Source organism: Streptomyces rimosus subsp. rimosus (assembly GCF_000720725.1).
Lineage (GTDB): Bacteria > Actinomycetota > Actinomycetes > Streptomycetales > Streptomycetaceae > Streptomyces > Streptomyces rimosus_A.
In genome coordinates, this window is the sequence record NZ_JOCQ01000088.1 from 1 (window position 1) to 22,781 (window position 22,781).

Sequence of the window (22,781 nt, forward strand, 5' to 3'; positions counted from 1 at the left end):
GCCGGGCAGCTTGGTCAGGACGTAGGCGAAGAGCAGGAAGTCGGCGAGTACGGCGATGCAGAAGCCGGCGGCCGACAGCAGGACGCTGCCGACGCCGCCCAGGACCACCAGCAGCCCGCCCGCGATCGCCGCCGCGGTCCATGCGCCGCCGGACCCGCCGGACGAGTCCTCCAGCCCGGCCCGCGCCTTGTCGCCGGCCAGCTTGTTGCCGCCCTCCTCGCTCTTGGGGCCGACCAGCCTGCCGACCGGCTCGACCTTGTCGGCCGCCGCGAAGCCCCAGTCGAAGAGCTTGGCCGTCTCCTTGTACGCCTCGTTGTGTTCCTTCTTCTCCGGGTTCATGACCGTGACGAGCAGCTTGCGCTCGCCGCGCTGGGCGACCCCGGTGAAGGTGGAGCCCGCGTTGGTGGTGTAGCCGTTCTTCACGCCCGCGATGCCCGGATACGGCTTGACGTCGTAATCCCCGCTGAGCAGCCGGTTCGTGTTCTGGATGCCGAACGTCCCGCGCTTGCCGTCCTTGATCTCACCCGGGAACTGCGTGCTCACCGTGGAGCAGTACTCCCGGAAGTCCGCGTTCTGCAGCCCCGCGCGGGCGAACAGGCTCAGGTCGTACGCGCTGGAGACCTGTCCGGGCGCGTCGTAGCCGTCCGGCGTCACGACGTGGGTGTCCGTCGCGTTCAGCGCCTCGGCCTGCTTCTGCATCTCCTGCACGGTCTTGGCCGTACCGCCGTTCATCGCGGACAGGGTGTGAACGGCGTCGTTCCCCGAACGCAGGAAAACCCCCAGCCAAAGATCATGAACCGTATAACTCAGGTTCTCCTTTATCCCCACCAGGCTGCTGCCCGCGCCCATGCCCGCCAGGTCGGCCGGCTTGACCGTGTACTTCTCGGTCTTGGGGAACTTCGGCAGCACCGTGTCGGCGAACAGCATCTTCAGCGTGCTGGCCGGCGGCAGCTGCCAGTGTGCGTTGTGCGCGGCCAGCACCTTGCCGCTCTCGGCATCCGAGACGATCCAGGAACGCGCCGTGAGGTCCGACGGCAGCTTGGGCGCCCCCGGCTTGAGCTGCACCTGCGTACCGGCCTGCCCCAGCCGGTCACCCCCGACCTTCGACATCTCGGCGGGCGGCGCCGGCGCCTTCGGCTTCTCGTCTTTCTTCGCGTCCGCGCGCGCCGGGGCGGCGAAGAGCAGCGGCGGCAGCAGTACGGCGGTGCCGGCCAGCGCGGCGGTCGTACGGGTGAGCGCGCGGCGTACGGTCCCGGTGTTCCCGGGAGCCGCGGCGGTCGGATGATCGGCAGAAGTGGTCGGCACGTCGGTGAACGTACCCGTCGGCGCAGGTGAACCGGACACCGCCCCACGGAAGAGTGCCCCGGGCGGCCGCCGGATGGAGCCGCTGCCCATACTGGATTCCATGAAGCTCTCTCGCCCCGTCTCCTGGTTCCTGCTCGCCTTCGGGGTATGGAGCTGGTTCATCTGGATCACTTTCGCCAAAAACCTGTGGAAAGACGGGAGCGGTCTCGCCTTCGACGACGCGGGTGACCCGACCGCATACTTCTGGGTCCATCTCGCGCTCGCGGTGACGTCCTTTCTCTTGGGGACGGCAATCGGCATCATCGGGTTCCGAGGCGTACGGGCCCTCCGCGGCTCCGCTGACACCTCCCCCTCCTGAGCCCCCGGCCCCGCAAAGCCGTCGCGCCCCCACTTCCGGTGTGCTTTCTCACACACCCTCACCCCGCCGCCACCGGGGCCCGCTCCACCTCTACCCGCCACCGCGCCTGCATCGAAACCGGGGTGGGGTAAAGAACTGCCCCCACCCCGGCAACCGCTTCACCAAGCCCCACTGCCACTCCGGCCGGTCATCGCGTGCCGGACGCGCGAATTCCTTTTCCACCGGGCGGCACTTAGGAATTCGCCGGCTGTTCATCCCGCGTAATGCCGAATGCGGTTCAGGGGCGGCGGCTCGTGGCCGTGCGGGCGTCAATGCCGCGCCCGCCGTCGCCATGGCGTGCCGTGGTGTTGCCGGGCGAGGCGCCGGCCTTGCCCCCGTGGGTTCTGCCACGCCGGTCGCGGCTCAGGCACGGCCTGCCATACGATCTTGCGTTTGCGCCTCTCAACTCCCTAGCATTGACTGTCTTTACGTTGCTCTTATCGCGTGATCTCAGCAGCGCGGCGCGACGGGGACGAGCGGGACATACGGGGCGAACGGGGAGTAGTCGTGGGTGAGCAGTACAAAGTAGATCTGCACGAACTGGACAACGTCGTACGGCAGCTCAAGCGGCTCCAGTCCGACATGGACGAGCCCAGCCAGAAGGTCAGATACAGCACGACCATCCCGAAGACGGCCTTCGGCAAAGACTTCCTCGAAGCCTCCGACCTCTCCTCCGCGCACGACGACATGCAGCAGTACATGTCGCAGGTCGTCAAGGCGCTCCAGGACCTGATCCGCGACTTCGGTGACAAGACCGAGCGCAGCAGAGGGGCGTACGAGGACCAGGAGCACGACACCAAGGTCTCGATGAACGGCTGAGACGGTCCTGCGAGGCGGAAGGCGGCGCGTGTCCGGGACCGGAACGTGCCGTGGTGGTGAGTGAGCGATGACGACGAAGGGGGGCCGGTGTGGTTGACGCCCGGCAGGAGTACGAGAGCGCCAAGACGATGGAGCGGCAGCGGAAGGCGGGGGAGCGGGACGAGCGGCTGAAGTCGTTCAAGAACTACCGGGCCCTTCCCGCCTCCGCCTCCGACTTCCACCACCACGGGATCGACGCGCTGCGCGCCATGATCGAGCACGCCGACCCCGACGCGATCGAGACGTCCGGCAAGCACTGGCGGGCGTCCGCCGACCGGCTGGCCGGCGAGGACGGCCGCGGCGGCATCCGCAAGGCGTTCATGGACGCCGTCGACCACGCCACGGCCCACTGGGAGGGCAAGGCCGCCGAAGCCTTCCGGCGTGAGGCGCACAAGGTCCTGGAGAAGATCGACCGGACCTACGGGCACTCCCGCAACGTCGAGCAGACCCTGATCGGTACCCGCGCGACGGGTGAGCAGGCCGGCGTCGCCCACAACCTCCGTGAGGCGAAGAAAGCCATGTCGAAGATCAAGGACCCGGGGTTCTGGGACAAGGTGGGGGACGAGAAGGGCGACGACACCCAGTTCCACAAGGACATGGCCAACCCGAAGATGGACGCCAGAATGGCGCTCGAACTCAATCGGGACAACCTCTCCCTGAGCAAGGAGCGCCAGGTCGAGGCGGTCATCGTCATGGAGGAGCTGGCGGCCAACTACCGGGCTCGCGGCTTCATCTCTCCTGACGGCTCCAATCCCCCGGGAGGCGGCGGCGACTGGCCCTCGCCCCCGGCCCATACGACACCGCCGCCGCCGGTGAACATGCCGACGCCGGGCGGTACACGACCGCGCCCGACCACGGTGACCCCGAGCGCGCCCCGGGTCCCGGGAGGCTCCGCCGTACCTCCGGGGCTGCGCGGTCCCAACGTGAAGCCGTCCGTGACGCCGCCGGTGCGTACAGGCCTGGCCGGCATGCAGAAGGGCATGCCGGGCCTGGGCGGCCCGAGCCTGCTCGGCCGGCCCGGTGGCGGCAACGGCATCAGCGGCGGCAGCACGTCGAACGAGCAGCCGCCGCTCGGCCTCCCCGGCCTTCCCGGTGGCATGCCTCCGGGCCTCGGCACTCCAGGCCCGCGAGGCGCCGGGCGCACCGGCATGCCGGCCGGAGGGGGGACGGGCGGCCCCGGCGCCAAGGGCGGCGGACGTTCCGGCGTGCCCGGAATGCCCGGTGGCGGTACGGGTGGTAGCGCCGGTGCCGGCCGTGGCGGCGCGGTGAAGGGCGGCGCGCAGGCCCGTACGCCGGGCGGAGTCGTCGGCAAGCCGGGCGGCCCCTCGGCCGGCTCGAAGCAGGGTGGCTCCGGGCTGCACCGCAGCCGGGGCGGCACCCAGGCCGGCCGTCCCGACCAGCGCGGCAAGGGCGCGGGTGCGCCCGGGATGCCGGGCGCCCGCGGCAAGGGCGAGGACAAGGAGCGCACCACCAGCAAGCGTCCCGACTACCTCGTCGAGGACGAGGAGACGTGGACCCCGCAGCGTAATGTGGCGCCACGCGTGATCGAGTAAAGAACCTGGCCCACGGGCCCTGGCACGGACGGCCGCCCCGCCTCCCCGGCGGGGCGTTCGTCCGGGCGGTGCCGGACCGCACGGAACGCACACGAGGAGCGAAGCATGAGGGTCGCACGAACACTGCGCGCCGGTACGGGCGTGGCGCTGACCGGAGCGCTGCTCCTGGCTGCGGGTGGCACGGCGCAGGCGGACGAGGTTCGCAGCAAGCAGTGGCCGCTGGAGGCGTTCGGCGCCAAGGACATCTGGAAGCAGGCCACCGGCAAGGGCGTCACGGTTGCGCTCGTCGAGACCGGCATCCGGGCCAGCCACCAGGACCTCACCGGACAGTTCGTGCCCGGGAAGGACTTCACCCAGGGCGTCGACGTCTCCAGGGCCCTCAAGCCCGGTCAGGACATCCGCGACCACGGTACGGCCATGGCGGGCATCATCGCCGGGCACGGTCACGGCGCGGGTGGGGCCCAGGGCGTCAAGGGCCTGGCGCCGGGAGCGAAGATCATGCCGTTGACCGCGTACAAGAACGAGTCGCAGGCGACCCGGTACGCCGCCGACCACGGTGCCGACATCATCAACATGTCCTATGTCGTCACCCGTGACGCGGACACCTGTGAATCGATCCGCTACGCCCTGGACAAGGGCGTCATCGTCGTTGCGGGTGTCGGCAACGACGGGGCGGCCAAGAAGAACTACCCGGCAGCCTGCCCCGGGGTCATCGGTGTCGGCGCGGTGAACGAGTACGGGGAAGTCTGGAACCGCAGCAATTACAACGACACGGTCGATCTGCTCGCCCCCGGAGACGGTATCCCCTTCGCGCAGGGTAAGAGCGACTCCGCGTACACCGTCAGCGGTGGTACTTCGGCGGCCACCGCCTACGCGTCCGCCGCCGCCGCCCTCCTCCGCGAAAAGTTCCCCGACCTCACCCCCGGCCAGATCGCCAACCGTCTGGTGAAGACCGCGGGTCTGGCCAAGCCGGAGAAGGCGAAGAACCTGAAGCTGCCCGACGCGCATTACGGTTACGGCTTCATCCAGCCCGCCGCGGCCCTGTCCCGCGACATTCCCGCAGGGCCCGCCGAGGGCCCCCTCCCGATGCCGCAGGGCAAGGCGGCGCAGCCGGCCGGCGATACCGGTGCCGACAAGGGGCAGCAGTCCGCCTCGTCCGCGGACACGAGCAAGTGGCTGGTCATCGGCGGCGGCGCGCTGGCTGCGGTCGTGGTGGTCGGTGTCGTGATCGCCCTGGTGGTGTCCCGCCGCCGCGGCCGTTCGAGCAGCCAGGCCTGGAGCTGACCCCGCCCCTTAATTCGAGCGACGGGCCTCCATCCCGCCTGTTAACTTCCGCCCATGGATCCGCTGGGTGAAAAAGACATACGTACCTCCTTCGTGAATTGCTCAAAGGGAGAAGCAAGCCGGATCAATCTCCCCACGGGCCTTTCCGGCTTGCCGTGGGGAGACCTGGACTTCCTCGGATGGCGGGATCCCGGGGCCCCGGACCGGAGCTATCTGGTCGCGCCCCGGGACGGTGGGATCGTCGGGCTGACGTTGCGGGTCCCGCAGGGGGTGCGGCGGAGTTTCACGAAGACGACCGTGTGTTCGTTGTGTGTGACGGGGCACCCCGGGTCCGGGGTGCAGCTGCTTGCCGCCCGGAAGGCCGGGGCCTTGGGGCGGCAGGGGAATACGGTCGGGACGTATATCTGTGCCGATCTGGCGTGCTCGCTCTATGTGCGTGGGAAGAAGAAGTCGGAGCTGGCCGGGCGGCATGAGGAGACCTTGCCGCTGGAGGACCGTATCGCGCGCATGGTCGTGAATCTCGACGCGTTTGTGGACAAGGTTTTCGAGACGGAGTGAGCCGCTTCGGCGGGGTCAGCCTTTGTCCGGGCGGGTGGGCCGGGCCGCGGCGCCCGCTGCCGCCGGGAGGACGAATTCGCTCAGTACGTCGGTGACTTCGCGTACCAGCGGGCGCAGCACCCGGAACCGGGAGGCGGCCACCGCGCGCGCCACCAGGGGAGAGGTCCGCTCGACCAGGCGGCGGCTGCGTTCGCAGTTCTCCGATCGGTCGTGCACCCAGTACAGGACCAGGCCCATCTGCTGGAGCCACAGCAACCGGGGCAGTGCCGCCGCCAGTTCCGGGTCGGCCTTGGTGTCCGCGCCGGCCAGCACCTGCCGGTGCAGCGCGATGGCGGCCTCGCGCGGTCCCTCGGAGGCGTCGGAGAAGGGGCTCAGCGGGCTGTCCGGGTCGGCGGCGTTCTTGAAGAACTGGGCGGCGAAACGGTGGTACGGGGCGGCGATGTCCAGCCAGGTCAGCAGGACGCCGCGGAGCCGTCCGGCCAGGTCGCGCTCCCGTGCCAGTACGTCCGTCACCGCCGCCGCGTGCTCGGCGGCGATACGGTCGTAGAAGCCCTGGATCAGGTGCTCCTTGGAGGCGAAGTAGTAGTAGGCGTTGCCGACCGAGACCCCGGCCTCCTGGGCGATGGCCCGCATCGTGGTCTTGTCGTAACCGCGCTCCTGGAAGAGGCGGAGGGCGGTTTCGAGGATCAGGGTGCGGGTGCGGGAACCCTGGGAGGTGCGCTCGCGGGAGGACTGGGAGTCGGGGGCGTGGGAGGTCTGGGAGTCGGGGGCGCGGTCGGGGGCCGCCGTGGGAGCGGTACGGGCATCCGCCGCGTCGCGGGCCGTGCCGCCGCTCGTCGCGCCCCGGGCCGCGTCGCCGCTCGCCGCTTCCCCCGTGCCCTCGCTCGCCACGCCCCGCGCTCCGTCCGTATCCGCCCTTGTCGCATCGTCCACGGCACCGACCCTAATGCGGCCCCCCGTCCGCCCTCGGGCCCCACCCCCGCCCGCGTCGGCAACCTCCCCGGACGGCACCCCTACAGCGCCTGCTCGGCCAGGAACTTCAGGATCAGGACCTGCCACTCCTCCGGCCGCTCCGCCATCGGCACATGGCCGGTCGCGATCTCCGCGTACTCGGCCCCCGGTATGTGTTCGGCGAGATAGCGCGAGTGGGAGGGGTGGATCAGCTGGTCCAGGGTGGTCGCGATGACCAGGGTCGGTACGGTGATCCCGGCCAGGTCGCCGGTGGTGTCGACCTCCTTGACCAGCGCGCCCTGCTCGGCCGAACCGGCCGGCGGGAGGGCCGGGTCCGGGTCGAGGGCGGTGGCCAGCTCGGCGGGCGGCAGGGCGTTCAGGGCCTCGGGGGAGAGGCCGCTGAGGGCGCGGGCCTGGGCGAAGCCCGCGTAGTCGCCGCGGTCCAGCAGGCGCAGCCACAGGTCCAGCCAGATGTTCGCGCGGTGGTCGGGCTTGGCGAGCCCGGCGGTCAGGACGAGGCCGCGGACCCGCTCCGGGTGGCGCGCGGCGGCCCGTACGGACACCGCCGTACCCAGGGAGAAGCCGATCAGGGTGAACGTTTCGACGCCCGCCGCGACGGCCTCCGCCACCAGGGCGTCGGCGAGGGCGTCGAGGTCCAGCGGGCCGTCGGCGCGCGGGGTGCGGCCGGAGCCGGGGTAGTCGGGCGCGACGACGGTGTGGCCGGTGGCCGCCAGGGCGGGGATGAGATCCGCGTAGTTGTCGGCGATGCTGCCGGTCGCGCCGTGGGCGAGCAGGATGCCGTGGGCGGCGGGGACGGTGCCGGGGTCGGCGGGCGTGACGGTGGTGGACAGGGCGGGAAGGCGCGGTGCGGCCGCGGGAATCTGCGTCATGTGGATCAGGTTGACGTCTGACACCGGTGTCAGAGTCAAGTCGCCGGTTCGAGGATCCGGTCGTTCAGGGGAGGCAGTCGATGGCACCGATGGCGCGGTCGGTGGGGGAGCGTGTGGTCCGGGCAGGAGCGGAGGGTTCGCTGCGCATCGGCGAGCTGGCGGAGCGTACGGGGGCCAGCCCCCGGTCGTTGCGCTACTACGAGCAGCAGGGCCTCCTGCGCGCGGACCGCGACACCAATGGCTACCGCCGCTACGGCCTCGACGCGCCGGCCACCGTCGGCCGGATTCGCGAGCTGCTCGCCACGGGGCTGAACACCGACGCCATCCGGGAGCTGCTGCCCTGCGCCCAGGGCGGCCCCGGGCTCGTCTTCTGCGACCGTTCCTGCTCCGCGGTCGAGCGGCAGATGGCGCAGCTGGACGCGGAGATCGCCGAACTTGCCCGTAGGCGCGAGGCGTTGGCGACGTATGCACATGTCATGCGTCAACGGCGGGACGAGGACCGGGCGTTGGCCGCGATGGCGTTGCGCTCGGCGTGACGCGGTCCGGCCGGAACGGCCCGGTTGCACCGCGCTGACCTGCGCGGATGTCCTCTCATTCATTTCTCATTGAACAAAATTGGGCTCTGCGGCGTGTACGGGTTGCGAAAGCGGCCCGCGGGTCGGATCCTCGGGTGCACCGCCGTTCGGGGGAACGGTGGGACGCCACAGCATCGGGGGATTGTTGTGTTACGGGTGCACTTCACGGCGGAGGACCTGAACCGTACGCGGATCGCCGAGGGGGCCGACCCCCTGTGGGAGACCGTGCTGAGCCTGCACCGCCTGCGCGAGAGCCGTACCGAACCGGCCCTGGCCGCCTGGCGGCAGCACGCCGCGCGGCACGGCCCCGGGCCCCTGCGGCTGCTGCTGCCGCTCGTCCCGCCGCGCGGCTACTTCCCCGACTTCCTCACGCCTGCGGCCGGTTCGGCCGGTGTGGAGCCGGGCCTCGAAGCGGTGATGACGACGCCCCGGCGCCGGCTGCGCGCCGAGATCGGCCGGCTGGCCGGGCAGGCCCAGCGGCCGGGACACGGCCAGCACGCCGCCCCGCCGTCCTGGATGCGCTCCCTCGCGGACGGTGAACCGGCCGCGCTGCGGACCCTGGCCCGCAGCCTGCGCACGTACCACCACACCGCTCTCGGCCCCGGCTGGCCGATGGTCGGGCAGCGCGTCGAGGCCGACCGCACGCTGCGGCTGCACGCGCTGCGCCAGGACGGCACCGAGGCCATGCTGCGGACCTTCGGGCCCGAGATGCGCTGGCGGCGGCCCGTACTGGAGGTGACCTATCCGCGGGACGGGGACCTGCGCCTGGAGGGGCGCGGCCTGCTGCTCGTGCCGTCGTACTTCTGCACCAACCCGGTCACCTTCGTGGATACGGAGCTGCCGCCGGTGCTCGTCTATCCCGCGGTGCCGCCCGCCGAGGCCGTGCCGGAGCGGGGGGAGAGGGCGGGGGCGGCCGGGCGTTCCGGGGCCGGACATGCCGAAGGGCTCCGCCTCCGTACGTACGGAAGCGGAGCCCTTCGTGGCTTCCAGACCCGGTTCGGCGCGCTGACCGGAACCAGGTTCTAGGCTGCGCCCGAGAATCAGAAGCGACGCGTGATCAGCGCGCGCTTGACCTCCTGGATCGCCTTGGTGACCTCGATACCGCGCGGGCAGGCGTCCGTGCAGTTGAAGGTCGTACGGCAGCGCCAGACGCCGTCCTTGTCGTTGAGGATTTCGAGCCGCTGCTCGCCGCCCTCGTCACGGCTGTCGAAGATGAAGCGGTGCGCGTTGACGATCGCCGCCGGGCCGAAGTACTGGCCGTCGTTCCAGAACACCGGGCACGAGGAGGTGCACGCGGCGCACAGGATGCACTTGGTGGTGTCGTCGAAGCGCTCGCGGTCCTCGGCGGACTGCAGGCGCTCGCGGGTCGGCTGGTTGCCGGTGGTGATCAGGAACGGCATCACGTCCCGGTACGCCTGGAAGAACGGCTCCATGTCCACCACGAGGTCCTTGAGGACCGTCAGGCCCTTGATGGCCTCGACCGTGATGGGCTTCTCCGGGTTGATGTCCTTCAGCAGCGTCTTGCACGCCAGGCGGTTCTTGCCGTTGATCCGCATGGCGTCCGAGCCGCAGATGCCGTGCGCGCAGGAACGGCGGAAGGTCAGCGTGCCGTCCTGCTCCCACTTGACCTTGTGGAGGGCGTCCAGGACGCGCTCCTTCGGGTCCATCTCCAGCTGGAAGTCCTGCCAGGTGGCGTCCTCGGAGACCTCCGGGTTGAACCGGCGGATCCGCAGCGTGATGGTGATGGTGTGCGAGGCGCCGTCCTCGGCCGCGTCCAGGGCCTTGGAGTGCTTTTCGAGGGTGGAGGTGCTCATCAGTACTTACGCTCCATCGGCTGGTAGCGGGTCTGGACGACCGGCTTGTAGTCGAGGCGGATCGACTCGGAGCCGTCTGCCGCCACCTCGCGGTACGCCATGGTGTGCCGCATGAAGTTGACGTCGTCGCGGTTGGGGTAGTCCTCGCGGTAGTGACCGCCGCGGGACTCCTTGCGGGCCAGCGCGGACACCGCCATGACCTCGGCCAGGTCGAGCAGGTTGCCCAGCTCGACGGCCTCCAGCAGGTCGGTGTTGAACCGCTTGCCCTTGTCCTGGATGGACACGTTCAGGTAGCGCTCGCGCAGCTCGCCGATCTTCTCGACCGCGGTCTTGATCGTCTGCTCGGTGCGGAACACCATCACGTTGGCGTCCATGGTCTCCTGGAGCTCCTTGCGGATCTCGGTGACCCGCTCGTTGCCCGAGGCGGAGCGCAGCCGCTCGACCTGCTCCTGGACCATCTTCGCCGGGTCCTCCGGCAGCTCGACGAAGTCCGCGGTGGCCGCGTACTCCGCCGCCGCGATGCCGGCCCGGCGGCCGAAGACGTTGATGTCCAGCAGCGAGTTGGTGCCCAGCCGGTTGGCGCCGTGCACGGACACGCAGGCGACCTCGCCGGCGGCGTACAGGCCCGGCACGACGGTGGTGTTGTCGGCCAGCACCTCGCCCTCGACGTTGGTCGGGATGCCGCCCATCGCGTAGTGCGCGGTCGGCTGGATCGGGATCGGGTCCGTGTAGGGCTCGATACCGAGGTACGTACGCGCGAACTCGGTGATGTCCGGCAGCTTGGCGTCCAGCTGCTCCGGCGGCAGGTGGGTGAGGTCCAGGTAGACGTGGTCGCCCTCGGGACCGCAGCCGCGGCCCTCGCGGATCTCCGTGTAGATGGAGCGCGAGACGACGTCACGCGAGGCGAGGTCCTTCATGACGGGCGCGTACTTCTCCATGAAGCGCTCGCCGTCCTTGTTGCGGAGGATGCCACCCTCACCACGGGCGCCCTCCGTCAGCAGGATGCCCATCCGCCAGATGCCGGTCGGGTGGAACTGGAAGAACTCCATGTCCTCCAGCGGCAGCCCGCGCCGGTACGCGGCGGCCTGGCCGTCACCGGTCAGGGTGTGCGCGTTGGAGGTCACCTTGAAGAACTTGCCGGTGCCGCCGGACGCGAAGATCACGGCCTTCGCCTGGAAGACGTGGATCTCGCCGGTGGCCAGCTCGTAGGCGACGACGCCGGCCGACTTCTTCACCCCGTCGACGTCCTGGAGCAGCAGGTCCAGGACGTAGAACTCGTTGAAGAACTCGACACCCTCCTTGACGCAGTTCTGGTACAGCGTCTGGAGGATCATGTGGCCGGTGCGGTCCGAGGCGTAGCAGGACCGGCGGACCGGGGCCTCACCGTGGTTGCGGGAGTGGCCGCCGAAGCGGCGCTGGTCGATGGTGCCGTTCGGGGTGCGGTTGAACGGCAGGCCCATCCGCTCCAGGTCCAGGACCGAGTCGATGGCCTCCTTCGCCAGGATCTCGGCGGCGTCCTGGTCGACCAGGTAGTCGCCGCCCTTGATCGTGTCGAAGGTGTGCCACTCCCAGTTGTCCTCCTCGACGTTGGCGAGGGCGGCGGCCATGCCGCCCTGGGCAGCGCCGGTGTGGGAGCGGGTGGGGTACAGCTTCGTCAGGACCGCGGTGCGGCTGCGCTTGGTCGACTCGATGGCCGCGCGCATGCCCGCGCCACCGGCGCCGACGATGACCGTGTCGTACTTGTGGATCTTCATGAGTCGGTTACCTCAGCCCGTGGCCTAGCGGATGTTCGGGTCGAAGGTGAAGATCACCAGCGTGCCCAGAAGGACGGTGAACACCGTCGCGGTGTACAGCAGCATCTTCAGCCAGAAGCGGGTGTTGTCCCGCTGCGCGTAGTCGTTGATGACCGTGCGCAGGCCGTTGGCGCCGTGCAGCATCGCCAGCCACAGCATCACCAGGTCCCAGACCTGCCAGAACGGCGAGGCCCAGCGGCCGGCCACGAAGGCGAAGCCGATCTTGGAGACGCCGCCGTCCAGCACCAGCTGGAGCAGCAGGTGGCCGAGGACCAGGACGACCAGCACGATGCCGGACAGGCGCATGAACAGCCAGCCGTACATCTCGAAGTTCGTACGGGTCGTCTTGGGCGTCTTCTTCGTACGCTTGCGGGGCGGCTCGATGACGGGAGCCGGGTTGTCCACGTCGTACAGGGACACGGAGTCGTTCACAGCAGGAGTCGTTTCAGCAGACATCGCGCGTCATCAGCTCCCGAACAGCGTGCGCAGCGTGTGCTGCAGCACGGGGTAGAAAGCGCCGGCCATCAGGACGGCCCACACACCGACAACGGTCCACAGCAGCTGCTTCTGGTACTTCGGGCCCTTGGACCAGAAGTCGACGGCGATCACACGGAGGCCGTTGAGCGCGTGGAAGAGGATGGCGGCGACGAGGCCGTACTCCATCACGTTGACAAGGGGCGTCTTGTACGTGGCAACGACGTCGTCATAGGCCTCGGGGGAGACGCGGACGAGTGCGGTGTCGAGGACGTGCACGAACAGGAAGAAGAAAATGAGGACGCCGGTGACTCGGTGAGCCACCCAGGACCACATGCCTTCCCGGCCGCGGTACAGCGTTCCAGCCGGCACGGAAAAACCCTCCGGGAGCGGGGATTGGGGCCTGCCGGCTTCTCTGTCGGTCTGGCCCGGCCGGGTACGGTCCACCGGCCCCGGCCATCGTAGCGACGGACTGTCGGTTCCTCCCGCCGGGGTCCTCAGGTGTGATCAAACAGGCACGTACGGGCTATCGCTCCAGGGCGGTCCGGCCCTGTACGGGGGCGGGGGGACGGGGTAAAGGGCTGGCCGGGCGGCCGGGGCCCGGCGGCCGTCGTGCCGGGCCGGGTCCCGGGAGGCCGGGGCCCCTCAGGCCCTGGACGCCGCGAGGTGGGCCAGCCGGCCGCGGACGATCCCGCGCAGCTCGTCCGCGGCGATGGCCCGCTCCTCCTCGGGCTCGTTCCCGAGCCGGTCGTGGATCGCGGTGAGCACCGCGTTCAGCAGCTCGGCGTCCCGGAAGCCGTCCAGGCAGATCACGAAGGCGTGCCGGAACCGGCGCTCGTACTCGGCCTGCGCCGCCCGCAGTGCGGTGTGCGCCGCGAGCGTGCCCCGTCCGCGCGCGCCGACCAGCGGGCGCGGCGAGGCGGACTCCGCGGCCAGTGCCTCGTCCAGGTCGTCCGGCGTCAGGTCGTAGCCGGCCTCGTCGGCGGCGGCCAGCAGGGCGTCCAGGTCCGGGTACGGTCGGTGCGCGGCCAGGCGGCGGGCCCAGCGGCGGCTCGCGCAGCAGCGCAGCAGGGCGGTCTCGGCGGCGTCGGGGGTCGCGGCGTTCAGCCGTGCCAGACCGGCCGTACGGGCACGGGTGGCGGCGCCGGGAGGCGTCGGGGGCGTCGGGGGGAGCGTCTGGGAGGGTGTGGCGGGCCGGGGAGCGCACAGCGGTGTCGGCGGGGCGGCCGGGGTATCGCTGGGCTGCATGGGCTCCTCGGGGTGGAGAACGCCGGATCGGGGCGGCCGGAGGGCGCGGCCGCGACGGATCGCGCGGGGCCGTGGGCTCCGGGAGGGATGAACGGGTGAGACGCCACGGTAACGACGTCTGTCGATCACTGTCCGACGGATGCACGAATTTCACCCGAATGAGAGAGATTCCGCGCGCGTAGTGGACGGAAACGTCTGTCACCAGGCAATACCTTCGCCCCGGAAAGGGAGGTTTTGCGTATATGAGGACCGGAAAACTGGCCGCGACGATCACAGCGGGGGTGACGGCCGCCCTCACCGCGCTGGCCGCCGCAGGCTGCTCGGACGGCGGCACCCCGGAGCGGGGCGGCAGCAGCCGCAGCCCCTCCGCCGCACCCACCCCCACCTGGGACCCCGTGCCGGGACCGCCACGCACCGTGCCCGCCGTACAGAAATTCAGCGCGGCCGACGGGCGCGGCTGGCGGCCCGCCAAGGAGGCCCGCGTCGTGGTGCCCGCGGGCGAGAAGAGCCCGGTCGCCGACGAGGCCAAGCGGTTCGCCCGGGAGCTGGGCGGCCTGCGTACGGTCTGGGGGAAGGAGACGGTACGGCCGGGTGACGTCGAGCTGAAACTGTCGGACGGCGACGGGGCCGAGCGCGCCGACAACGCCCCCGTGTACGACACCGCCGACGAGGCCTACACCCTCACCGCCCGCGGCACCCGCCTGACCCTCACCGCCCCCACCGACGCCGGGATCTTCAACGGCACCCGTACCGTCCTGCAGTCCGTACGGGCCTCCGGCGGCGTCCCCGAAGGCACCGTCGAGGACCGCCCCGACCGTGCCCAGCGCGGCTTCATGCTGGACATCGCGCGCAAGCACTTCGACGCCGGGTGGATCGAGGACCGTATCCGCGACCTGGCGGGCCTCAAGCTCAACCAGCTCCAGCTGCACTTCTCCGACGACCAGGCCTTCCGCATCGAGAGCGAGAAGCACCCCGAGATCGTTTCCGAGGACCACCTGACCAAGGACCAGGTCCGCCATCTGGTCGAGGTGGCCCGCGGTCTGCACGTCACCGTCATCCCGGAGATCGACTCGCCCGGCCACCTGGGCGCCGTACTGCGCGCCCATCCCGACCTCCAGCTGAGCTCCGCCGACGGGCAGGCTCAGCGCGGCGCCATGGACATCTCAAAGCCGGGGGCCGCCGAGATCGTGGACGACCTGCTGCGCGAGTACGCCCCGCTCTTCCCCGGCAGGCACTGGCACCTCGGCGGCGACGAGTACCGCGCGCTGGCCGACCGGTCGCCCGCCGAGAACTACCCGCAGCTGGCCCGTGCCGCCCGCGAGAAGTACGGGGACGGCGGCACCATCGAGGACCTGGCCACCGGCTGGCTCAACGACCGGGACAAGACCGTGCGCGCGGCCGGTGCCCAGCACGTCGAGGCGTGGAACGACGGCTACTTCCCCGACACGGACGTCGAGCCCGACGCCGGCCGCACCGTCGCCTACTGGACGGGCAAGGAGACCGGCGCCCGCGAACCCGACGCGTACCTGCGCGAGAACCGCAAGGTGATCAACCTCAACGACGAGTACCTCTATTACGTCCTCGGCGAGCCCAACAACATGCCATACCCGACCGGCGAGCGGATCTACACGCAGTGGACCCCCGGGGTGCTCCGCGGCACCGAGCCCGTACCGGAATCGTCGTCCGGGCCCGACCGGGTGCTGGGGGCGCGCTTCGCGGTGTGGTGCGACCTGGCCGGTGAGCAGACGCAGCAGCAGGTCGCCGACGGCATCCGGATGCCGCTGCGCGCGCTGGCGCAGAAGGTCTGGGATCGCCGCGAGCCGGCCCTGTCCTGGCAGGACTTCAAAAAGCTGGCCAACCAGGTCTGAGCGGCCAAGGCCGGCTGCGGCGGGGAGGGGACGACCGGGGCCGCCACCCCCCACAGGAGAGGCCCCGGCCGTCGTTCCAGAGGAGCCCGGTGAGGGCCCCTGCTCCTTACAGCGCCACATGCCGCGAAAGCGTCACAGGGGGGCGCGCGGTGCGGTGCCGCTCGTGGCATGCGCCCGGTCCCCGCCCGGGCCTCGGGCGGACTCTGGACGCGGGGTGTGCCCTGGCCGTAGCGTGCGGGTCCGCGCCGCCCGGCGCGGTCGCCGGGCGCACCCGCCCGGCGGTGCGGAGCGGCAGGGGAACGGCCCGGATGCCCGGGGCGCGGGCGGGTCGGGATACCGTCAGCGGGGACACACGGGTTACCAGCAGTACCCGCGGTCCCGGGAAGAGCGAATCATCGAGGACCGGGCGGCGGACTTTCCGCGTGCGACAGGATGGACCCGTGCGAGGGGACGACATTCAGCCGGACGACGGCCGGCTGACGGTCGCCGTACAGGCGGCGCAGGGCGGAGACGAGGCGGCGTTCCGTACCGTCTACCGCGCCGTACATCCCCGGATTGTCGGATATGTACGGACCTTGGTCGGTGACGCGGACGCCGAGGACGTCGCCTCCGAGGCCTGGCTCCAGATCACCCGCGACCTGTCCCGCTTCAGCGGCGACGCCGACCGCTTCCGGGGCTGGGCCGCACGGATAGCCCGCAACCGGGCCCTGGACCACCTGCGGATGCGCGGCCGCCGCCCGGCGGTCGGCGGCGACGAAACCGAACTCGCCGACAAACCGGGCGCATCGGATACCGCTGACGAGGCCATGGAAGCCCTCGGCACCGGCCGCACCTTCCGCCTCATCTCACGTCTCCCGCAGGACCAGGCCGAAGCCGTCGTCCTGCGGGTGGTGGTGGGCCTGGACGCGAAGAGCGCGGCCGGGGTCCTGGGCAAGCGGCCCGGCGCGGTACGCACCGCCGCGCACCGCGGACTCCGGAAACTGGCCGACCTGCTCGGCGACGGCGGCGAGGACGGCGGACCCACGGGGGGTCCCACCGGAGGGTCCGGGGACGGGCTGCCCGCCCAGCGCGACGGACGGGGCAACGGACGGGGCAACGGGCGGGATGAGGGCGCGGCGGAATCGTACGTACCGGGTGTGACGGAAACGGCCGCACGAACGCAGAAGGACATGTGATGGCCGACGACCGGTACGACTGGCTCGACGAGGAGGCCGCGGAGCGACTGCTGCGCGGCGAACCCGCCGGTTCGCCGGACGGCGTCGGCGCCGCGGAACTCACCGCCCTGCTGAACGCCGCCGCGTCGGCGGGCCGGAGCACGGCCCCGGACGAGGCGCTGCCCGGCGAGGAAGCCGCGCTCGCCGCCTTCAGGCAGGCGCGTGCCGCGGCCTCCGCGGCCCCGGGCAGTAGCGCTGCCACCCCGGAGCTGGGCACCGTACGGGCCCCACGCGGCGCCGGACCCGCCGCGCGCCCCCGCTTCGGGCGCCCGCTCCGGCGCGGATTCATGGTCGCGCTGGCGGGCTGCGCGCTCGGCGGCGTCGCCGTGGCCGCCGGCGTCGGCGTACTGCCCACACCCTTCCACGGCGGGTCCGGCCCGGGCCCCGCGACCAGCGTCTCGGCCGCCGAGACGCCCGGCCCGCTCGCGTCCGACGGCACGGAAACGACCACCGGCGGCACCTCGCCGGTGCCGGACGTCGCGCCCACCGACCGGCCCGGCCCGTCGGCCACCGGCACCGGTGACGGCGGCGGCACCGGCGGTACGCAGTCGCCCGCGCCCGGACAGACCGGACAGAGCACCCCCGGCCAGGACGCGACCGGCGGCACCGACGACGGAGGCCGCCCCGGCGACGACCGCGACCACAAGCCGGACGCCAAGGAGAAACACCGCCTCGGCACCTCGTTCTGCCGTACGTACCTCTCCCGCCAGGGCTCCGGCCTCGGCCAGGACACCCTGCGCCGCCTGGAGCGCGCCGCGGGCGGACCGGACAAGGTGTACGCCTTCTGCCGCCAGTTCCTGTCTCACGGCAAGGACGACAAGTACGAGGGCGGACGCTACGACGGCGACGGCAAGGGCGGACACGGCCGCGGGGACCACGGCCAGGGCGGCCACGGGCAGGGCCACGGCAAGGGCGGCCGGGGCGACGGCGAGGACGACGACCGCCACGGGCGCGGCCCGTCCTTCGGCCTCCCCGCCCCCGGCACCCACCGGACCGTCACCGACCCCGCCACCGTCACCCCCGGCGCGCCGGACGAGCTGCGCATCCCCGGAGCACCCCGCATCGCGCGGGTGTGACGTTTTCCGGGCCCCCGGCGCAGTACGTAGTGAAGCCGACTGGTCATCGGCTCGCGCACGAGCCGGGGTTCCCCCCGTACCAACGGCTCGTCGCACCGGCGCGGGCGGGGCACGTTCCCCCGGCCCTGCCCGCGCCTCCCTTTGCGCCTAAGCCGGCGCCGCTTTCGCGGAGGTGGTTGCGGTTTGTGGGGGTTGCTCAATTGATGGTGCTGTTACTGATGGGCCGTCTTGGCTATTTGTAGATGACCACCTTGTCGCCCGGTTTGACCTGTTGGAAGAGGGCGGCGATCTTCTGCTTGTCCCTTACGTTCACGCAGCCGTGGGAGGCTCCCTGGTAGCCGTGGGCAGCGAAATCCGGGGAGAAGTGGATGGCCTGGCCGCCGCTGAAGAACATCGCGTACGGCATGGGCGTGTGGTAGATCGACGAGATGTGGCGGCGGCTCTTGAAGCCGATCCGGAACGTGCCCTCACGGGTGGGCGTGTACTGAGCGCCGAACCGGACGTCCATCGTGGAGCGCACCTGGCCGTCCACCATCCACGCGAGGGTGTTGCTCCGCTTGCTGACGCACAGGACCCGGCCCTTCAGGCAGCGCCGGTCGGGGACCGCGACCGGCCTGCTGGTGGACGGGTACATCTCGGAGCGGGTGGGCGGGCGGGTGAGCGCGCGCAGGGTGTTCCAGGTCGCCTTGTCGAGGGTGCCGGTGCAGCGCAGGCCGTGTTTGCCCTGGAAGGCCGAGACGGCGGCGGCGGTGCGCCGGCCGTAGTTGCCGGTGGGCTTCTGGCGGAAGTACGCCAGTTGCGCCAGCCGGGCCTGGAGCGCGCGGACCCGGGGGCCGCGGGAGCCCTTGGCGAGGACGGTTCTCGCGGGGCCGCGAGCGGGTTTGGCCTGCTTGGCGGGTTTGGTGTGCTTGACGTGTTTGGCGGGTTTGGTGGGATTGGTGGTGCGGGGCCGTTTGGGGGGTGCCTGGGTGCGCGCCGGGTAGGCTTCCGCGCGCTGGGACGTACGGCTTTGTGGGGGCGCGGTGGTGGGCGAGTAGCCGCCGGACGGCGTGATCACCACCGTCTTGCAGCCGGCCGTCACGGCCACCATCAGCAGTCCCGCGGCCACCGCCGGTCCCTTGCGCACCGCTTGTCCTCTCCGCAACCGTGTCATCGCATCACCTCCCGAGGCGTCACTGGCCCCTTCCCTTGTTTCCCAGGGGCGTGGCGACCCGAACCTGGGGCCACCCTGTGGTGCGGGGGCACGCGCGTGCGGTACGGCGCACTCCCACGGCGCGTGCGGCGTGCGATGCGACCGGGGTACGGCGGGCCTCGCGCCACCCGCCGCGCATCCCCGGGGCGCGTTCGGGAGACACTGAGGAAATGTCACCGCGTCGCCCCTGCCCCGTATGCAGTCGAGAGATCGCCGTCGTCGGCGGACGTTTCGCCCGGCACGACCCGCCGGGGCGACGGACCGTGCTCGAACTCGTGTCGTGCCCCGGCTCCCGCCGAATCGCTCCGATGATGGCTCCCGCCGAGCGGCTGTTCGATCCGGAGGAGCCGCCGTTTCCGGGGCAGCAGCCGCTGTTCTGACGGGAAGGGCTCTGGTTACGGCCGCTGGGGCGCGCGTCGCTCGGCCGCCGAGGCGGTGAACGCCGTCCAGTCCTGGCCGGCCAGGGGCGCCAGCATCGCCCGCCAGCCTTCGGCGGCCTCAGGGCCCGCTTCCTCCAGGGCTGCCGCGAACAGCGTCCGCTGGCGTTCGTGCAGCTTGCGTTCGAGTTCCGTGCCGCGGTCGGTGAGGTGGAGTTCCTTGCGGCGCCGGTCCTGCGCCCCGGGCGTCATCCGCCCATCCGCTCCTCGGTGAGCTTGCGCAGCGGACCGTTGATGGCCTGCTTGGTGAGCTGGAGCGTGCGGCACAGCTCGCCGACTCCGCGGACCACACCTGGGTCGGCACCTGCAACGAGCTGGACGCCGCCTACGCCGCCGACGGCTACGCCCGGCTGCGCGGCACCGCCGCCCCGTGCACCACACCCTGATGGACGGTGATTACGGCCACTTCGGCCGGATGTTCGCCGAGGTCACCGTGGCACGCGCCGACCTGACCGCGGACAACGCGCCCGCGGAGATCGACCGCGTACTGCGCGCGATGATCCGGCAGAGCAGGCCGGTCCACCTGAACCTGCCGACGGATGTGGTCCTGGCCGGGGTTCCGGCGCCGGGCGAGCCGCTGCTCGCGCCGGAAGAGCCGGCGGAGCCCGGTGTGCTGCGGGACTTCCTCGCGGGCTGTGCGCGGATGCTGGACGGGGCGCGCGGCGTCACCGTGCTGGCCGGGCACGAGGCCGAGCGGCACGGGCTGCGCGGACCGCTGCGCGACCTGCTCGCCGCGGCGCCGGTCCGGTCCGCCGTCTTCTCCAGCGGCAAGGGCGTGCTGGACGAGACCGCCACCGGGTTCGCCGGTACGTACACCGGCGGGATCAGCGACAAGCGGGCCCGGTCGGCCGTCGAGGACGCGGACTGCCTGATCCTGGTCGGCGCCCCGGTCTCGGACAGCGTGACCGGCGGCTTCAGCCACCACTTCGCCCCGGAGCGGACCATCGAACTGCGGCCGTCCCGAGCGGCGGCGGGCCGCGCGGTGTACGAGGGGATAGGCATGGCCGAGGCGGTCGGCGGGTTGGGTGAGGTGCTGAGGGGGATGAGGCTGCCGGTGCCTGAGGGGTACGGGAGGGCTGCCGGGTTTCCGCGTGTGACCGGGGGAGGTGAGCTGATGCAACGTCACACCTGGCCTGCCGTCGGCCCGTTCGCCCCGGAGGGCAGTGTGCTCGTCGCCGAACAGGGCACCGCCTTCTACGGTGCCCAGGAAGTGCCGCTGCCCGCGGACGCGCGCTTCGTCGGGCAGCCCCTGTGGGGCTCGATCGGCTACACCCTGCCCGCCACCCTCGGTACCGAACTGGCCGCACCGGGCCGCCGGTCGATGCTGGTGATCGGGGACGGCTCCCTCCAGCTCACCGCGCAGGAGCTGGGCACCATGGCCCGGTACGGCGCGGCCCCGGTGATCGTGGTCGTCAACAACGATGGCCATACGGCCGAACGGGCCATCCACGGCGCCACCGCCCCGTACAACGACATCGCCGCCTGGGACCACACCGCCCTGCCCGCCGCCTTCGGCGCGGGCCCCGGCACGGTCGCGGTACGGGTGACGACCCCCGCCGAACTGGCCGACGTGCTGGCGCTCGCCGCCCGTACACCGGACGAACTGGTACTGATCGAAGCGGTCTTGCCGCGCGAGGACGCCCCCGAACTGCTCACGGCTCTGGCACGGCGGTTCGCGGAGCAGACCGCGTACGGGGCATGAGGGCGGGCCCCCGGGCCACCGGCGGCCTTGGGGGAGACCGGTGGTCCGGGGGCCGCCGTGGTCCGGCGTGCCCGGGTCAGCAGTTCACGCGCAGGACGTCCGCGTAGTTCGGCCACGTGCCCTTGAGCTGGTAGCAGTGGTTCTTGTCGGCGTTGTCGATGGTGACCGTCTTCGGCGGGCCCCCGGTGTAACCGGCGAAGGTCACCTTGACGGTGGCCCCGGTCGCTTCCTCCGGGAAGTTCGCCTTCCAGGTGCTTCCCACCGCCTTGGCGTTGTGGCAGTAGTTCTTCTTCTGGATGCCGTCGGGGCCCTGCCATTCGTAGCAGGTGTCGACGAAGTACAGCGCATCGCTCTTGAACTGGATGAAGTTCGCCGAGCCGGCGGCGGCCGACGGCGCCGTCAGAATTCCACCGCCCAGTACGATGGTGAGAGCGGCCGCCCCGAGTCCGCCCGCCCGCCTGGCCCGTCGCATTCCCGTGTTCGTCACGGTGTCCCTCCCGTCCCGGCCTAGCACGACTTCTCGACGATCTTCGCGGTGAACGTGGTGCCGTAGAGCGTGTAGCAGTAATCGCGCTTCAGGTCGGTGATCTGCGGTGAGAGATTCCCGCCGCCAACCTGTGCCAGCACGTTCACATTGAGCTCCACACCGGTCGCGTCATCCGGTATTTCCACCCGCCAGGTGTCGTTGATCTTCTTTCCGGAGGCGCAGCTGTCGGAGGTCTGCGAGCCCTGCCACTTGTAGCAGGTATTGACCACGAACCCGCCCTCGTTCGAGAAATTGATGTAATGGCCCGAGCCGGCGGCGAATGCCTGCGGTGCCGTCATCACCGCGCCGGCCAGTGAGGTGCCGATCGCGGCGGCGGCACAGGCTGTCGCCCGTCTGATGTGCGTCATGGTGGTGTCCTTCCGCCGGCTGCTGCTACTTGCACGTCTGGATATCGGTCTTGACGCGCTTGGGGCTGTCCTTCAGGAGCGCCTCGGTGCGTACTCCGGAAAGCTTCGCGCCGCCGAACTTCCCACCCTGGATGGTGATGTCGGAAACGGTGCGTTCCATGTCGTGACCCAGCTTGAGCGTGCCCCGGTACCCCGGCTTCACGGTCATCTCGGTGTTCTCGGTCTTCGTTTCGGTGTTGGTCTCGTTGTACTGGCCGTTGATGCCGATGCCGACGCCCTTGGCCAGCGGAATGTCGACGGAGCCGCCCACGTTCCAGCCCCAGGCGAACGCGTGCATGCCGCCGATCGTCTGCTTGATGTCCGTCGTGCCGGGATCCTTCGAGCAGTTCTCCAGCACCTTGGCACCCTCGGCGTCGAACCACTTCGTCACCTTCTCCGGGGTGCCGACCGTGGTCGCCTTGCAGGAGACCGACTGGCTCTTGCACTGGTCCAGGGCTTCCTTGACCCGCGCCGGATCGGTTTCCTTGATGCCGTTCCTGTATTCGGCCGTCGGCTTCGCCTCGTTCACCCAGTTGTCCGTCGCGCCGTCCACCGAGGTGTATACGGGCGGGAGGGCGGAAGCCGCCGGGACGGCGAAGGCAAGTGCGGTGGTGAGGGCGCCGGCCACCACGCCCACGCGTGTGAGATTCATGGACTGG

At 71.1% G+C, this 22,781-nt stretch carries 25 protein-coding genes; 12 read left to right on the plus strand and 13 right to left on the minus strand.

The features are described 5' to 3' along the window. A partial coding sequence (locus IH45_RS01000000144320) for a D-alanyl-D-alanine carboxypeptidase family protein (RefSeq protein ID WP_463607459.1) occupies window positions 1–1,395 on the minus strand: 1,395 nt, incomplete at its 3' end. A 10-nt stretch (window positions 1,396–1,405) separates the two neighbouring features. Between IH45_RS01000000144320 and IH45_RS1000000150275 the strand changes: the two genes are divergently transcribed. The 5 genes from IH45_RS1000000150275 to IH45_RS0132475 all read left to right on the plus strand — a co-directional run bounded on the left by IH45_RS1000000150275 (window position 1,406) and on the right by IH45_RS0132475 (window position 5,955). Beyond that, the gene (locus IH45_RS1000000150275) at window positions 1,406–1,663 is read left to right on the plus strand and encodes an SCO4848 family membrane protein (RefSeq protein WP_030676838.1); all 258 of its coding nucleotides are present in this window, start codon (window positions 1,406–1,408) and stop codon (window positions 1,661–1,663) included. A 546-nt stretch (window positions 1,664–2,209) separates the two neighbouring features. Continuing rightward, complete coding sequence (locus tag IH45_RS0132460; RefSeq protein WP_030676840.1) at window positions 2,210–2,521, plus strand: hypothetical protein; 312 nt, start codon at window positions 2,210–2,212, stop codon at window positions 2,519–2,521. An 89-nt stretch (window positions 2,522–2,610) separates the two neighbouring features. Then, on the plus strand, window positions 2,611–4,113 hold the full coding sequence (locus IH45_RS1000000150875) for a hypothetical protein (protein WP_030676843.1): 1,503 nt from the start codon (window positions 2,611–2,613) through the stop codon (window positions 4,111–4,113). A 105-nt stretch (window positions 4,114–4,218) separates the two neighbouring features. Continuing rightward, window positions 4,219–5,397 carry a S8 family serine peptidase gene (locus IH45_RS0132470; RefSeq protein ID WP_030676846.1) on the plus strand — a complete coding sequence of 393 codons (1,179 nt, stop codon included), beginning with the start codon at window positions 4,219–4,221 and terminating at the stop codon, window positions 5,395–5,397. Window positions 5,398–5,451: 54 nt separating this feature from the next. Further along, window positions 5,452–5,955 carry an FBP domain-containing protein gene (locus IH45_RS0132475; protein ID WP_030676849.1) on the plus strand — a complete coding sequence of 168 codons (504 nt, stop codon included), beginning with the start codon at window positions 5,452–5,454 and terminating at the stop codon, window positions 5,953–5,955. A gap of 15 nt (window positions 5,956–5,970) precedes the next feature. On the opposite strand, the gene IH45_RS0132480 is transcribed toward IH45_RS0132475, so the two are convergent. Further along, window positions 5,971–6,846: a TetR/AcrR family transcriptional regulator gene (locus tag IH45_RS0132480; protein WP_394298725.1), complete on the minus strand. Its 876-nt coding sequence runs from the start codon at window positions 6,844–6,846 to the stop codon at window positions 5,971–5,973. A 122-nt stretch (window positions 6,847–6,968) separates the two neighbouring features. Further along, on the minus strand, window positions 6,969–7,796 hold the full coding sequence (locus IH45_RS0132485) for an alpha/beta fold hydrolase (RefSeq protein ID WP_030676854.1): 828 nt from the start codon (window positions 7,794–7,796) through the stop codon (window positions 6,969–6,971). An 80-nt stretch (window positions 7,797–7,876) separates the two neighbouring features. Here IH45_RS0132485 and IH45_RS0132490 point away from each other — a divergent pair, with 80 nt between their 5' ends. Beyond that, window positions 7,877–8,332, plus strand: coding sequence for a MerR family transcriptional regulator (locus IH45_RS0132490; RefSeq protein ID WP_324607967.1), 456 nt, complete (start codon window positions 7,877–7,879; stop codon window positions 8,330–8,332). Between the two features lie 195 nt (window positions 8,333–8,527). Continuing rightward, window positions 8,528–9,397 (plus strand): hypothetical protein, encoded by an 870-nt coding sequence (locus IH45_RS0132495; protein ID WP_050515340.1) that lies wholly within the window; start codon window positions 8,528–8,530, stop codon window positions 9,395–9,397. A gap of 14 nt (window positions 9,398–9,411) precedes the next feature. On the opposite strand, the gene IH45_RS0132500 is transcribed toward IH45_RS0132495, so the two are convergent. From IH45_RS0132500 to IH45_RS0132520, 5 genes are all read right to left on the minus strand, one after another. Continuing rightward, window positions 9,412–10,185, minus strand: coding sequence for a succinate dehydrogenase iron-sulfur subunit (locus IH45_RS0132500; RefSeq protein WP_030676860.1), 774 nt, complete (start codon window positions 10,183–10,185; stop codon window positions 9,412–9,414). Next, the gene (gene sdhA / locus IH45_RS0132505) at window positions 10,185–11,939 is read right to left on the minus strand and encodes a succinate dehydrogenase flavoprotein subunit (protein ID WP_030676862.1); all 1,755 of its coding nucleotides are present in this window, start codon (window positions 11,937–11,939) and stop codon (window positions 10,185–10,187) included. Before sdhA ends, IH45_RS0132500 begins: the two co-directional genes overlap by 1 nt. A 24-nt stretch (window positions 11,940–11,963) precedes the next feature. Continuing rightward, window positions 11,964–12,434: a succinate dehydrogenase hydrophobic membrane anchor subunit gene (locus tag IH45_RS0132510; protein ID WP_030181769.1), complete on the minus strand. Its 471-nt coding sequence runs from the start codon at window positions 12,432–12,434 to the stop codon at window positions 11,964–11,966. A 9-nt stretch (window positions 12,435–12,443) separates the two neighbouring features. After that, window positions 12,444–12,824, minus strand: coding sequence for a succinate dehydrogenase, cytochrome b556 subunit (gene sdhC, locus IH45_RS0132515; RefSeq protein ID WP_003985924.1), 381 nt, complete (start codon window positions 12,822–12,824; stop codon window positions 12,444–12,446). A 273-nt stretch (window positions 12,825–13,097) separates the two neighbouring features. Next, window positions 13,098–13,700, minus strand: coding sequence for a 2-oxo-4-hydroxy-4-carboxy-5-ureidoimidazoline decarboxylase (locus tag IH45_RS0132520; protein ID WP_078897883.1), 603 nt, complete (start codon window positions 13,698–13,700; stop codon window positions 13,098–13,100). 242 nt (window positions 13,701–13,942) lie between these two features. Here IH45_RS0132520 and IH45_RS0132525 point away from each other — a divergent pair, with 242 nt between their 5' ends. The 3 genes from IH45_RS0132525 to IH45_RS01000000144325 all read left to right on the plus strand — a co-directional run bounded on the left by IH45_RS0132525 (window position 13,943) and on the right by IH45_RS01000000144325 (window position 17,858). Next, window positions 13,943–15,568 (plus strand): beta-N-acetylhexosaminidase, encoded by a 1,626-nt coding sequence (locus IH45_RS0132525; RefSeq protein WP_030676880.1) that lies wholly within the window; start codon window positions 13,943–13,945, stop codon window positions 15,566–15,568. Window positions 15,569–16,008: 440 nt separating this feature from the next. After that, complete coding sequence (locus IH45_RS0132530; RefSeq protein WP_032918736.1) at window positions 16,009–16,743, plus strand: RNA polymerase sigma factor; 735 nt, start codon at window positions 16,009–16,011, stop codon at window positions 16,741–16,743. Beyond that, the gene (locus IH45_RS01000000144325) at window positions 16,743–17,858 is read left to right on the plus strand and encodes a hypothetical protein (RefSeq protein ID WP_050515342.1); all 1,116 of its coding nucleotides are present in this window, start codon (window positions 16,743–16,745) and stop codon (window positions 17,856–17,858) included. The genes IH45_RS0132530 and IH45_RS01000000144325 overlap by 1 nt, the downstream gene beginning before the upstream one ends. 232 nt (window positions 17,859–18,090) lie before the next feature. Here IH45_RS01000000144325 and IH45_RS0132540 read toward each other — a convergent pair whose 3' ends face one another. After that, the gene (locus IH45_RS0132540) at window positions 18,091–18,984 is read right to left on the minus strand and encodes a L,D-transpeptidase family protein (protein ID WP_234440766.1); all 894 of its coding nucleotides are present in this window, start codon (window positions 18,982–18,984) and stop codon (window positions 18,091–18,093) included. 236 nt (window positions 18,985–19,220) lie between these two features. Between IH45_RS0132540 and IH45_RS1000000150280 the strand changes: the two genes are divergently transcribed. Beyond that, the gene (locus IH45_RS1000000150280; protein WP_078575139.1) at window positions 19,221–19,430 is read left to right on the plus strand and encodes a hypothetical protein; all 210 of its coding nucleotides are present in this window, start codon (window positions 19,221–19,223) and stop codon (window positions 19,428–19,430) included. A 15-nt stretch (window positions 19,431–19,445) separates the two neighbouring features. Here the strand turns inward: IH45_RS1000000150280 and IH45_RS01000000144330 are convergent, their stop codons facing one another. Continuing rightward, on the minus strand, window positions 19,446–19,679 hold the full coding sequence (locus IH45_RS01000000144330) for a helix-turn-helix domain-containing protein (protein ID WP_050515343.1): 234 nt from the start codon (window positions 19,677–19,679) through the stop codon (window positions 19,446–19,448). A gap of 178 nt (window positions 19,680–19,857) precedes the next feature. Here IH45_RS01000000144330 and IH45_RS01000000144335 point away from each other — a divergent pair, with 178 nt between their 5' ends. Further along, the gene (locus tag IH45_RS01000000144335; RefSeq protein ID WP_050515344.1) at window positions 19,858–21,189 is read left to right on the plus strand and encodes an alpha-keto acid decarboxylase family protein; all 1,332 of its coding nucleotides are present in this window, start codon (window positions 19,858–19,860) and stop codon (window positions 21,187–21,189) included. A gap of 76 nt (window positions 21,190–21,265) precedes the next feature. On the opposite strand, the gene IH45_RS0132555 is transcribed toward IH45_RS01000000144335, so the two are convergent. The 3 genes from IH45_RS0132555 to IH45_RS0132565 are packed head-to-tail and all read right to left on the minus strand — an operon-like array spanning window position 21,266 to window position 22,774. Further along, a complete protein-coding gene (locus IH45_RS0132555) occupies window positions 21,266–21,676 on the minus strand; it encodes a hypothetical protein (protein WP_158813338.1) in 411 nt (136 codons plus the stop codon). Window positions 21,677–21,696: 20 nt separating this feature from the next. Then, window positions 21,697–22,083 carry a hypothetical protein gene (locus IH45_RS0132560; protein ID WP_030676895.1) on the minus strand — a complete coding sequence of 129 codons (387 nt, stop codon included), beginning with the start codon at window positions 22,081–22,083 and terminating at the stop codon, window positions 21,697–21,699. Window positions 22,084–22,108: 25 nt separating this feature from the next. After that, window positions 22,109–22,774: a hypothetical protein gene (locus tag IH45_RS0132565; protein ID WP_030676899.1), complete on the minus strand. Its 666-nt coding sequence runs from the start codon at window positions 22,772–22,774 to the stop codon at window positions 22,109–22,111. Window positions 22,775–22,781 lie beyond the last annotated feature (7 nt).